The organism is Janthinobacterium sp. RA13 (genome assembly GCF_000745325.1).
Classification (GTDB): domain Bacteria; phylum Pseudomonadota; class Gammaproteobacteria; order Burkholderiales; family Burkholderiaceae_D; genus Janthinobacterium; species Janthinobacterium rivuli.
The window spans coordinates 4,185,899-4,197,272 of record NZ_JQNP01000001.1 but is presented as its reverse complement, the minus strand read 5'-3'; the positions used below and the strand labels follow the sequence as shown (position 1 = coordinate 4,197,272).

At 61.1% G+C, this 11,374-nt stretch carries 10 protein-coding genes; 6 read left to right on the top strand and 4 right to left on the bottom strand.

From position 1 onward, the window contains the following. Positions 1-16 precede the first annotated feature (16 nt). Both FG13_RS18490 and FG13_RS18485 read right to left on the bottom strand, forming a co-directional pair. A complete protein-coding gene (locus FG13_RS18490; RefSeq protein ID WP_035823214.1) occupies positions 17-463 on the bottom strand; it encodes a YchJ family protein in 447 nt (148 codons plus the stop codon). Positions 464-543: 80 nt separating this feature from the next. Beyond that, on the bottom strand, positions 544-1,830 hold the full coding sequence (locus FG13_RS18485; RefSeq protein WP_081922637.1) for a D-amino acid dehydrogenase: 1,287 nt from the start codon (positions 1,828-1,830) through the stop codon (positions 544-546). A 347-nt stretch (positions 1,831-2,177) separates the two neighbouring features. On the opposite strand from FG13_RS18485, the gene FG13_RS18480 reads away from it, so the two are divergent. After that, positions 2,178-2,918: a GntR family transcriptional regulator gene (locus FG13_RS18480; protein WP_035823211.1), complete on the top strand. Its 741-nt coding sequence runs from the start codon at positions 2,178-2,180 to the stop codon at positions 2,916-2,918. Between the two features lie 2 nt (positions 2,919-2,920). On the opposite strand, the gene FG13_RS18475 is transcribed toward FG13_RS18480, so the two are convergent. Further along, positions 2,921-4,069 carry a nuclear transport factor 2 family protein gene (locus FG13_RS18475; protein WP_081922636.1) on the bottom strand — a complete coding sequence of 383 codons (1,149 nt, stop codon included), beginning with the start codon at positions 4,067-4,069 and terminating at the stop codon, positions 2,921-2,923. Positions 4,070-4,196: 127 nt separating this feature from the next. After that, a complete protein-coding gene (locus FG13_RS18470) occupies positions 4,197-5,255 on the bottom strand; it encodes a helix-turn-helix transcriptional regulator (protein ID WP_035823207.1) in 1,059 nt (352 codons plus the stop codon). Between the two features lie 187 nt (positions 5,256-5,442). Between FG13_RS18470 and FG13_RS18465 the strand changes: the two genes are divergently transcribed. The 5 genes from FG13_RS18465 to FG13_RS18445 all read left to right on the top strand — a co-directional run bounded on the left by FG13_RS18465 (position 5,443) and on the right by FG13_RS18445 (position 11,324). Further along, the gene (locus FG13_RS18465) at positions 5,443-6,324 is read left to right on the top strand and encodes an N-acetylmuramic acid 6-phosphate etherase (protein WP_035823205.1); all 882 of its coding nucleotides are present in this window, start codon (positions 5,443-5,445) and stop codon (positions 6,322-6,324) included. Positions 6,325-6,369: 45 nt separating this feature from the next. Further along, a complete protein-coding gene (locus FG13_RS18460; RefSeq protein ID WP_051959219.1) occupies positions 6,370-7,680 on the top strand; it encodes an MFS transporter in 1,311 nt (436 codons plus the stop codon). A gap of 91 nt (positions 7,681-7,771) precedes the next feature. Then, a complete protein-coding gene (locus FG13_RS18455) occupies positions 7,772-9,445 on the top strand; it encodes a glycoside hydrolase family 10 protein (RefSeq protein WP_035823203.1) in 1,674 nt (557 codons plus the stop codon). 92 nt (positions 9,446-9,537) lie between these two features. Continuing rightward, positions 9,538-10,518, top strand: coding sequence for an N-acetylglucosamine kinase (locus tag FG13_RS18450; RefSeq protein WP_051959215.1), 981 nt, complete (start codon positions 9,538-9,540; stop codon positions 10,516-10,518). Next, a complete protein-coding gene (locus FG13_RS18445; RefSeq protein WP_035823201.1) occupies positions 10,515-11,324 on the top strand; it encodes an N-acetylmuramoyl-L-alanine amidase in 810 nt (269 codons plus the stop codon). The genes FG13_RS18450 and FG13_RS18445 overlap by 4 nt, the downstream gene beginning before the upstream one ends. The last annotated feature ends 50 nt before the right edge of the window (positions 11,325-11,374 follow it).

The window sequence follows — 11,374 nt, the reverse complement described above, 5'->3', positions numbered from 1 at the left end:
GGTCTCTCGGGTCGCGCTATTCGGGAAAACTGCCGTCGAGATAAAACCAGCGCAGGGCGCCGCCGTCACCAGCTTCACGCACGAAGCGGCTCACTTCATGCAGGCGGTGCGCGCGGCCGTTGACCTTGTAGCGGGCCACGAATTCGACGCTGTCGCGGTGTATCTCTTCGGCTAGATCTGCTGATACTGCTTTACGTTGACGTAAACGTAAAGCAGATTTTACCTCAAGTCCCAGCCAGTGGACTTTTTCTTCTTCGGCAAATAAAGCATCGGTGGGACGGGTGCTGGCATGCCAGGTGGCAAGCAGATACGCTTCGTCGCGCAAGGTGAACGCCGTGTAGCGCGAACGCATCAGCGTTTCGGCTGTGGGCGGCAAGGCGTCGCCCGCGATGTACGGGCCGCAGCAGCTGGCGTAGGAGGCGCCGCCACAGGGGCAAGCGGCAGATGTCGGGAGTGTGGGCATGCGCTGGCAAATAGGGGAACTGAAAAGTTCCGCAATTATCCGCCATATCGGCAACGGCGCGTGCGCGCCGCCTTGACTGGCTATTTTTTCGGACTGAGGAAGTCCAGCGCGAACGGCGGCGCCTTGCCGGCCATCAGGTCGGCCAGGATGCGCGCCGTGCCGGCGGCAAAGGTAAAGCCCAGCGGGCCATGGCCCACATTGAGCCACAAGTTGGCCACTTTGCTGGCGCCCACCAGCGGCGCGCTGTTCGGCGTGGCGGGACGCAAACCGGCCCAGGCCGTGGCCTGGTCGTAATCGGCGCCGTGCGGCATGGCTTCGCGCGCCAGCCGCGTCAGGCCCGCGATGCGGTTCCAATCGATGCTGTTGTCGGCGCCCACCATGTCGACCATGGCGGCCACGCGCAGGTCGCCACCGATGCGCGCATACAGCACCTTGCGCTCAAAATCCGTGATGCTGATCTCGGGCGCCCGGTCTTGCGCGCGGATGGGCGCCGTCAGGCTGTAGCCTTTCAGCGGGTACAGGGGCAGATAGATGCCTGCCGTGGCGGCCAGGTCGCGGCTCTGGATGCCCGCCGCCAGCACATAGTGATCTGCCTGCAACAGGCCCAGGCTGGTGTCGACGCCCGTGATCCTGCCCTTGTGCGTGACGAGGCGGCGCGCCTCGCCTTTTAATATGAGCGAACAATTCGGGTGCTGCAGCAGGCGCGCTTCCAGCGCCAGGCAAAAGGCGTGGCAATCGGCCACCGCTTCGCCGGGCGTAAAAATGCCGCCCGCCAGGGAGCCCTGCAGGGCGGCCAGCGCCGGTTCGCGCTGTACCGCCTCCGTCGGCGACAAGACGACGCGTGCCTCTTCCGACTCGGGCCGCGCCACGGCCCGCTGAAAGATGGCCAGTGAACGGTAGACGATGAGCTTGCCCGCATCGCGGCGGGCATACGCTTGCGGCGGCACGGTCAACTCCAGTTGCGCCATGCCGGCGCGGCTCAGTTCGCCTAATTCCAGCAGCTTGGCCGTCGTGCGGGCGTTGCTGGCGCTGTTGCAATTGCGCAGGAAGCTGGCCATCCAGCGCCATTGGCGCCAGTCGGCCTCGGGACGGAAGCGCAGCGGACCATCTTTCTGCAGCAGCCATTGCAGGGCCTTGAAGGGCACGCCCGCGTCCGCCAGCGGGGCCACATAGCGATAGCTGAGCTGGCCGCCGTTGCGGTAGCTGGCGGCGATTGCCACCTGTTCATTGCGTTCCAGTAAGGTGACCTTGTAGCCGGCCTCGGCCAGCCACCAGGCCGATGTCAGACCGACGACGCCGCCGCCGATGATGATGACGTGTTGCTGCATGTTGCCTCGCTGCGTTGCGCCCCCATGGTGCGGGAGCATTCGGGAAGAGCTTAGAGGCTGGCCGCCAACGCAGCCAATGAAACATCATGGTGCAGCCATAACTTTCAGGAATGCACCATTTCAAGGCAAGGATGGATGCTTGTCCATCGCACCACCGTAGAGTGCGGTGAGGATCAATTCCTCGCTGCGCAGCCAGCATAGGACTGGATGGTTTCCTACGCTAATGAAAATTGCTTATTTATCTACAATGCAAAGCCATACGTACGGTAAAACATTGTTTTTTTAAGTGTATAACCGTTATTTATGGTCATTTTCCATTTATTCATGGGTGGACGGGCTACGCGCAGGCGCCATCGCTATTACACTAGGAGGACAAGGAGAACTGTATGAGCCAGACCAGCGTAGAACTCAAGGTCGATTTAAATGACAATTCGCCTTTATATATGCAGATCGCCCGCAAGCTGAGCGATGACGTACGCAACGGCCGCTACCAGGTAGACCAGGCCCTGCCATCCGAACGTACCCTGTCCGAACTGCTCGACGTATCGCGCGTGACTGCCCGCAAGGCCATCGACCAGCTCGTCGAGCAAGGCCTCGTCGTGCGCCGCCGTGGTTCGGGCAACTATATTGCCCCGCGCATCGAGCAGCCGCTGTCGAACCTGTCGAGCTTTTCCGAGCAGTTGCAGCAGCGCGGCTACCGTCCCGGCTCGCGTTGGCTCAAGCGCGAAGTCGTCATCGCCAGCAGCGATGAACAGCTGAGCCTGGGCCTGGCGCAGAACACGAAGGTGGCGCGCCTGGAACGATTGCGCCTGGCTGACGATGTCGTGATGGCGTATGAGGTCAGCGTGCTGCCTTTCAGCGTGGTGCCGGATCCGGCCGCCATGGGCGACTCGCTGTATGAATACTTGAGCAGCATCAAGAAGGCCCCCGTGCGCGCTTTGCAGCACATCCGCGCCATGAATGCGACGGACGTGCTGGCCAAGCAACTGGGCATCCCCGATGGCCAGGCCGTGCTGTTCATCACGCGCATCGCCTACCTGGAGACGGGCGAAGCGGTGGAACTGACGCATTCGTATTGCCGCAGCGATCATTACGATTTTGTGGCCGAAATGCGCCGCGCTCCATAAATCTACTGTTCGAGCAGGCGGATCATGGATTCGGCCACGCCGACGGACGACTCCCAGCTCATGCCGGTCACCAGCCGGCCATCGACCTCGACGTGGCTCTGTCCGTTGGCGCCGTGCCTGAAGATGCCGCCATGGCCCTTGATGCTGGCTTCTGCCGAAAAGGGATAAGCCTTGTATACCGGTGATTCCTTGTTGAGATACGCATCGGGGAAGGAGGTGAGCGTCTTGCCCTGGATCAGGAAAGTACCGTCGCTGAGCTTCAGGTTCTTGATGCCCTCGGTGCCATGGCAGATGGCCGCGATCACCCCGCCCTGTTGTTCGTAGATACGCAAGGCGATGTCCTGCAGCGGCTTGTTGTCCGGGATGCCGACGATGGCCGCGCCGCCGCCGACGAACGCCATGCCCGCATACTCATCCGCCCTGACCTTGGCGACGGGCCTGGTATGGGCCAGTGCCCACATGAAATCACTGTCGTACAGATACTTCTTGAGCAGCGCGTCGGACGTGACGATCATTTCCAGGGGAATGGCGCCCCCCTCGGGACTGACGAAGTCGACCGCGTACCCTGCTTTGCGAAAGACATCATAGGTATAGGCAAGCTCGGGAAAATTATTGCCAGCGTTGATTTTTGTGCCTGGATATTCATGCACATTCGACACGACCAGCAGCACCTTGCGTGCGTGGCGCGGGGCTGCCGGCTCGCGATCGGCCGACTTGCTGACGATCTTCCAGTTGCCGGCGATCTTTTTCAACAGAAAGACATCCACATAGCGCACCCCTTGCTGGGGAATGTGGATCTCGGCCTTGGCGGTGGCCACCTTGCCGCTCACCTCCACCTTGATCAGCCGCCCGTGGCGTCCATTGAATTGCCCTTTTTTCTCCTCGCTAAAGAGTTTGGCGTATTCCGGACCGCTCAACTGCCATTCCGTATTATCTTTGCCGTCCAGGTACAGGCGTGAATTTGCATGGAAGGCCTGGTTGATCTCTTCCTGCACGTTGAAGCTGGTGCCATGCAGATACAAGCGCACGGTTTCCCGGATGGCATGTTCGTCCTGGTCCGTGGTGGCGGCGGTGCCGACGGCTGTGATGCTTAGCAAGCAACAGGCGAGTATCGTTCGCAATAAAAACTGAATCATGGATTTACCCTGCATGTAGAACTGCGTTTATCGGAGCAACGACTATTTCAGATCGCTGGTGGTCGATAAGTTATCGAAATGCAGGGGAATTGATGTCGCCAAACAGGATGTCAGACTCCGGAATGGCGATTCCGGAGCGGTTTTACGCGGAAATGGCCCCGGCCGCCTGGCTGGATTGGGCGCGGAAGCTGGCGGGCGTCTGTCCAGCCACTTTCTTGAAGGTCGAGTAGAACGTGGAACTGGAATTGAACCCGCAGCGCTCGGCAACGGTATCCATATTCAGTTGCGGCTCGCCGGTCAATACCTGTTTCGCTTCGGCGATACGGTATTCGTTGACGTAGGTAGTGAAGCTCTTGCCCAGCTTGTCGTTGAGCACCTGCGACACCTGCGCCTGCGTGCATCCGGCCCGCTTGGCCAGTTGGGCCAAAGTCAGATTCGGGTTCAGATAGGATTGTTGCCCGCTCATCTGTTGTTCCAGCGCAGCGAGCACGGCAAGCGCATCGTCTTGCGTCAGGCGGCTATGCTGGTACTTTGGCTTCGGCTCGGCAGGCGTCAAGCTTTCCTTTCTCAGCAGAAAGAGCATGAACGCGACATGCAGCGAGAAGGTGAACGACAAGGCGCCGACAATATAGGACGTGAACGGCGTGCTCGCGTACGCCGCCAGCATGACACAGCTGCCTGCAAAGACGCTCAGCAGGAGCACGCTGCTGGTCGCCATCCGCTGTCCGTCATTCCACCACGTGCGGCGGCCTTGCCAGAGCAGCCCGGCGCTCGCCAGCAGGTAGCCCAGCCAGAACACATGAATCGCATGGCTCGACAAGTTCCACACAGAACGATACGCGGAATACGGAAAAGCAACGCCAATGCCTATGATCAGGAAGGACAGACCCAGATGCCAGCGCCATTGTTGTCCGGCAGGTAGTTGCGCGCGCCCGGCCAGAAAAGCGCGCACATACAGATAGGTCAAGGGACCGATCAGCAGGCAGGCGGACAGACCCAGCTGGCGGAACTCGATGGCGATCGCCGGGTTGAAAAAGAGAAAGGCGGATTTGGCGGTGCGCACCCCGACGGCCAGCAGCAATGCACCGAGCATGCAGTCGGCCAGGCAGCGAGGCCGGCGGCTGAAAAAATAGACGGCCAGGAAAATGCCGTTGATGGCGCCCAGGGCGCTAAACAGGAACAGCAATTGGCGAGCGATCATGGGGCGTGTCGTGGATGTTGGCGTCGAACCCAAGTATAGACACAAACGGGGGCGTATCGAAGTACAACTAATACGCCACGTTCCTGCATCAGCTATAAACGGCCGTTATGCCCGCCCGCCATCCTTTCATGGTTGATCTTGCTCGTTGGTATTAAACTGGTTTCACCTTCAACCATGTTCTGAAATCATGTTGAAAACTGAAACCCCGAGCCGGCGGCATCCGGATCTGGACCTGTATCCGGTGGAGCAACTGGTGGCGGCGCTGGTCGATGACCAGTTCTGGGCCGTCGAGGCCGTCCGGTTGGCCTCGCCCGACATCGCCGCCGCCATCACGGCCGCCCTGCCCCGCATCGCGGCCGGTGGGCGGCTGCTGTATGTGGGCGCGGGAACGTCGGGCCGCCTGGGCGTACTCGACAGCGTTGAACTCAATCCCACGTTTTCCTGGCCGCCCGAGCGCGCCGTCGCCATCCTGGCCGGCGGCGCGGGCGCCATGTTCACGGCCGTCGAAGGGGCGGAAGATGATTTATCGCAAGGTGAGAAGGATTTGCTGGCCCTGCAGCCGCAGGTCAATGACGTGGTGATCTTGCTGGCCGCCTCCGGCGCCACGCCGTATGTGCTGGGCGCCTTGCTGGCCGCGCGCCAGGCGGGCGCCTTGACGATAGGCATCGCCAACAATGTGGATGCCCCCGTGGCGCACGAGGCACAATGCGGCATCGTGCTCGACACGGGTATGGAAGTCATTTCCGGCAGCACGCGTTTGAAGGCGGGCACGGCGCAAAAAATCACCCTGAACACGATTTCCAGCGCGCTGATGGTGGGTTTGCATAAAACTTACGGAAACTTGATGGTAGACTTGAAGCCGACCAACGCCAAACTGATCTGGCGGGCGGTGCGTCTGACCATGCACGCCACGGGCGCCAGCGAAGTGCAGGCCAGGACCGTGCTGGAGCAATGCCACTATCACGTCAAGGTGGCGATTGTTGCCTTGATCAAAAAAATCAACACAAACCAGGCACAGGCATTGTTGGCCGGCGCGGACGGCAGTGTGCGGGCGGCACTGGCGGCGTGATCCGATGGCGCGGCATTCTTCTGTCTGGGAGACAAAGAAGGATGTATGGAGCTAGTGAAACAAACCGCCCCGGCGCGCGCGAATAAGCCGTCAAATAAGCCGTGGCTGTGGATCCCTTCCCTGTATTTCGGCCAGGGCATTCCCTATGTGGTGGTCATGACCTTGTCCGTGATCATGTACAAGAACTATGGTTTCAGCAATACGGATATTGCCCTGTACACCAGCTGGTTGTACTTGCCGTGGGTCATCAAGCCCCTGTGGTCGCCCTTCATCGATATGTACCGCACCAAGCGCTTCTGGATCGTCGGCTTGCAGTTGGTGATCGGCACCGCGCTGGCGCTGGTGGCCCTGACGACCTCCTTGCCGCACTTTTTCCAGATCAGCCTGGCCATCTTCTGGCTGATGGCCTTCAGTTCAGCCACGCATGACATCGCCGCCGACGGCTTTTATATGCTGGGCCTGGAAGAGCACCAGCAAGCGGCCTTCGTCGGCGTGCGCAGCACGTTTTACCGCCTGGCGATGATCGCCGGCCAGGGCGGCCTTGTGTACCTGGCTGGCTATCTGACGCATGCGACGGGCAATGTGCAGCTGGCCTGGTCCGTCGTGTTCGCCATTCTGGCGGGCCTGTTCATCGCCCTCTTCCTGTATCACTATTTTGTCTTGCCGAAACCGAAGGATGACCGCCCCAGCATCCAGGGCGCCGGTGTTTCTCCGTTGCAGGAATTCGTCGCCACCTTTGCTTCTTTTTTCAAGAAGAAGGATATTGTCGTCATCCTCGGCTTTTTGCTGCTGTTCCGCCTCGGCGAAGCGCAACTGCTCAAATTGGCCGCGCCTTTCCTGCTCGACCCCGTCGCCAAGGGCGGCCTGGGCCTCAGCACGGAACAGGTGGGCCTCGTCTACGGCACCATCGGCGTGATCGCCCTGACCCTCGGTGGCTTGCTGGGAGGATTCATTATTTCCCGCTTCGGCTTGAAACGCTGTTTATGGATCATGGTGCTGTCCGTGCACTTGCCGGACCTGGTCTTTGTTTACCTGGCCAGCGCCTTGCCCAGCAGCATCTATGTGATCGCCGGTGGCATCGCCCTGGAGCAATTCGGCTATGGCTTCGGTTTCGCATCCTATATGTTGTACATGATCATGGTCTCCGATGGCGCGCATAAAACGGCCCATTACGCCATTTGCACGGGTTTCATGGCCTTGGGCATGATGTTGCCCGGCATGGCCAGCGGCTGGATACAGCAAATGCTCGGCTACCAGCATTTCTTCATCTGGGTCTGCATCGCCACCATTCCTGCTTTCATCATGGCCGCGCTGGTCAAGATCGATCCCGAATTCGGCAAGAAGGCCGAGGCCTGATTCTTTTGAACCGTGCGCCCGCATGGATGGCGGGCGCACAGTAAAATGCCCGCACCGATAGACCTGCGCTTCACCACTGCAAGGAATTGTTTTGTTGTCTACTTTCAAAAAACGCCTGGGCGCCAGCGCCGGCGTATTGGCCGCGCTGGCCACCGCCACATTGCTCAGCAGCTGTACCAGCACCAAGCTGCCGTCCGCGGTGACGCCGGGCGAGGCGGGTTTGCCGGCCGTGCCGCCCGTACAGCACATCACGGGCGAGGTGCCGCCACCGGCGCCGCGCGAATTCCGCGCCGCCTGGGTCTCGACGGTCGCCAATATCGATTGGCCCAGCCGCAGCAATTTGCCGGTTGCCAAGCAGCAAGCCGAAGCGCTGGCTATCCTCGACCGTGCCAAGTCCTTGAATCTGAACGCGATTGTGCTGCAAGTGCGGCCCAGCGCCGACACGATTTACCCGTCGCAGCTGGAGCCGTGGTCGGAATACCTGACTGGCAAGCAAGGCCAGCCGCCATTGCCCATGTATGACCCGCTGGCCTTCTGGGTGACGCAGGCGCATGCGCGCGGCCTGGAGTTGCACGCCTGGTTCAATCCCTACCGTGCCCGTCACGCGACGGCCAAGTCGCCGCTGGCGCGCGACAGTTTCGCTTCCACCAACCCGGCGTCCGTCAAGCAATACGGCCGCTACCTGTGGATGGATCCGGGCGATGTCGCCGCTTCCAAGCACACGACGGACGTGGTGCTCGATGTGGTGCGCCGCTACGATATCGATGGTGTGCACATCGACGATTACTTTTATCCGTATCCGATCGACGCGCCCGGCGCCGGCGCCGGCGCCGGCGCCGGCGCGGAAACAGCCGCGCTGGATGCGGGCAATGGCGGCGCCAAGCGCGAATTGCCGTTTCCCGATGAGCCTTCCTGGCAGCAATATCTGCTGGCTGGCGGCCAGCTGGACCGCCCTTCCTGGCGCCGCCAGAACGTCAACCAGCTGATCGAGGCTTTGTATACAGGTATCCACCGCGAAAAGAGCTGGGTGCGTTTCGGCATCAGCCCATTCGGCATCGGCCGTCCGGACCGCCGCCCTGCCGGCATCGTCGGCTTCAGCCAGTACGATAAACTGTATGCGGATGCGGAACTGTGGCTGGCCAAGGGCTGGCTCGATTATCTGTCGCCGCAGCTGTACTGGCCCGTGGCGCAGGCGCCGCAAGCGTTTGGCGTGCTGCTCGACTACTGGCTGGCGCAAAATCCGTATGGCCGCCACGTGTGGCCAGGCCTGTACACGAGCCGCATCGACAATTCCGCCAAGTCTTTCACGCCGCAAGAGATCATCAAGCAAATCGAAGTGACGCGCACGCGGCCCGGCGCGAATGGCCAGGTGCATTTCAGCATGGTGCCTCTGATGCAGAACCGCAAGGGTGTCAGCGACCAGCTCAAGGCGAGCGTGTATCAAAGCCCTGCCCTGATTCCCGCCACGCCATGGCTGGGCAAGGAAGCACCGGGCACGCCCGTGCTGGCCTTGCGCCGCGATTCCAGCAGCCTCAACATCAAATTGACGGCGGGCGGCGGCAAAGCCGTGGCGCAATACGCCGTCTGGGCCCGCTATGGCGAAGACTGGCGTTTTACTGTGGTCACGGGCGTGCAAGGCGAGCTGACCCTGGTCGACGATGCCACCGGTAAAGTCAATGCGGTGGTGGTCAGCGCCGTGGACCGCCTCGGCAATGAAAGCCCCCGCGTTACCGTGCGCGCACCATTTACGGTCGCCGCCAAGTAATTTTACCGGTTACCGGCAATCCATAACCTGCAGGCATGAAACATGCGCAAGCTTTCATGCCTGCAAGCTCCGCTTGGCTTTACACTCATGTCATGATTTCCTTCCCCGCAACCAATATTGACACTGCCGTGCTCGGGCTGGGCATCGACGCGGGCGGCACGCAAACGCGCTGGGCTTTGGCCGACGCGGATGGTGCCATCGTGGCCGACGGGGCCGTGCAAGGCTTGTCTGCCTTGCAAATGAGCAGCGAAGCAGGCCGCGCAGCCGTGCACGCCACGTTTGCGAAACTGTCTCAGGCTGTGCTGGCTATCGGTCAGCCGCGCGCCGTGGTGGCGGGCTTGACGGGTTTTGGCGGCGGCGATGTGACGCTGGCGCAAACGCTGGCCACCTTGCTGGCGCTGGACGCCGTTGACATGACGATCTGCAATGATATCGACATCGCCTATCGCGACAGTTTTGAACCCGGCGAAGGTTATCTGGTCTACGCTGGCACGGGCTCGATTGCCGCCTGGATCGATGCGGATGGCGTGTTTCACCGCGCAGGCGGGCGCGGCGTGTTACTTGACGATGGCGGCGGCGGTTACTGGATCGCGCGCGAAGCCTTGCGCCATATCTGGCGCCGCGAAGACGAGGCGCCCGGCAGCTGGCAAGAGGCGCCCATGGCCGCCGCCGTGTTTGCGCAACTGGGCGGCAGCGACTGGTCATTGTCGCGCGCCTTCATGTATGGCCAGGACCGGGGCGCCATTGGCCGGCTGGCGCTGGCCGTGGCCGCCAGTGCCGATGCCGACCCGCTGGCGCTGGACATCTTGCAGCGCGCGGGACAGGAACTGGCGCGCTTGGCGCTAGCCTTGGTATCTCGCCATGGTCCGCGTCCCGTGGTGCTGGCGGGCCGCGCGGCGCAATTGCACCCGGCCATTGCTTCAGCCATGCGCGCCGCTTTGCCTGTATCGTTGACGATGGAACAGAAAGTTGCCCGTCCACATGAGGCGGCGGCCAGGATCGCCGTCAAGACGGCCGTCAAGACACAGGCCAAGACTGAACATTTTATTAACCCGAACACGGATCTTTCATGAAAAAAATTGCCCTCGCCCTGCTGGTGGCCCTGCTCTCCGCCTGTACCACGCCCGCGCCGCACCTCGACCACAGCTTGAACGCGCGCGGCCAGAGTCCGCGCGTGAAATTCATCGTCATCCATTACACGGTCAGCGACCTGCCCCGTTCGATCAAGATCCTGACGGAACAAGTGGTCAGCAGCCATTATTTGCTGACGGACACGGACAAGCCGAAGTTTTACGTGCTGGTCGACGAATCGCGCCAGGCCAACCACGCGGGTGTGAGTAACTGGAAGACTTATACACAGTTGAATGTCAGCTCGATCGGCATCGAGATCGTCAATCCCGGCTACAAGGACACGCCGGAAGGCCGTCTCTGGTATCCATTCCCGCAGGCGCAGATTGATGAGCTGATTCCGCTGCTGAAAGATATCCAGGCCCGCTACAACATCGCGCCGGAAAATATCCTCGGTCATAACGAGATCGCCCCGCAGCGCAAGCAGGATCCGGGTCCGCTGTTCCCATGGCGCCAGCTGGCCGATGCGGGCCTGATCGTCTGGCCGGACGCGAACCGCGTTGCCGCGCAGCGAATCATGTTTGAGCAGCAAGTGCCGGATGCCGTCTGGTTCCAGAAAAAGCTGGCCCAGCACGGTTATGCGACGCCGAACACGGGCGTGTTCGATGAAGCGACGCGCAATGTGCTGATCGCCTTCCAGATGAAATACCGCAACACCTTGTTCGACGGCACACCCGACGGTGAAACGGCGGCCCTGCTGGAAGTGCTGACGACGCCAGTCCCAGCGGCGCCAGCTGTTGTTGCAACGTAGCATAGCCGTTCCAGCCCATGACTTTTTCTTATATGCTGAACGTTGACGGC

Excerpts from the sequence above, each read along its gene's own strand:
- FG13_RS18490 (WP_035823214.1), bottom strand. The coding sequence starts at position 463 with ATGCCCACACTCCCGACATCTGCCGCTTGCCCCTGTGGCGGCGCCTCC.
- FG13_RS18485 (WP_081922637.1), bottom strand. The coding sequence starts at position 1,830 with ATGCTCCCGCACCATGGGGGCGCAACGCAGCGAGGCAACATGCAGCAA.
- FG13_RS18480 (WP_035823211.1), top strand. The coding sequence starts at position 2,178 with ATGAGCCAGACCAGCGTAGAACTCAAGGTCGATTTAAATGACAATTCG.
- FG13_RS18475 (WP_081922636.1), bottom strand. The coding sequence starts at position 4,069 with ATGCAGGGTAAATCCATGATTCAGTTTTTATTGCGAACGATACTCGCC.
- FG13_RS18470 (WP_035823207.1), bottom strand. The coding sequence starts at position 5,255 with ATGATCGCTCGCCAATTGCTGTTCCTGTTTAGCGCCCTGGGCGCCATC.
- FG13_RS18465 (WP_035823205.1), top strand. The coding sequence starts at position 5,443 with ATGTTGAAAACTGAAACCCCGAGCCGGCGGCATCCGGATCTGGACCTG.
- FG13_RS18460 (WP_051959219.1), top strand. The coding sequence starts at position 6,370 with ATGGAGCTAGTGAAACAAACCGCCCCGGCGCGCGCGAATAAGCCGTCA.
- FG13_RS18450 (WP_051959215.1), top strand. The coding sequence starts at position 9,538 with ATGATTTCCTTCCCCGCAACCAATATTGACACTGCCGTGCTCGGGCTG.
- FG13_RS18445 (WP_035823201.1), top strand. The coding sequence starts at position 10,515 with ATGAAAAAAATTGCCCTCGCCCTGCTGGTGGCCCTGCTCTCCGCCTGT.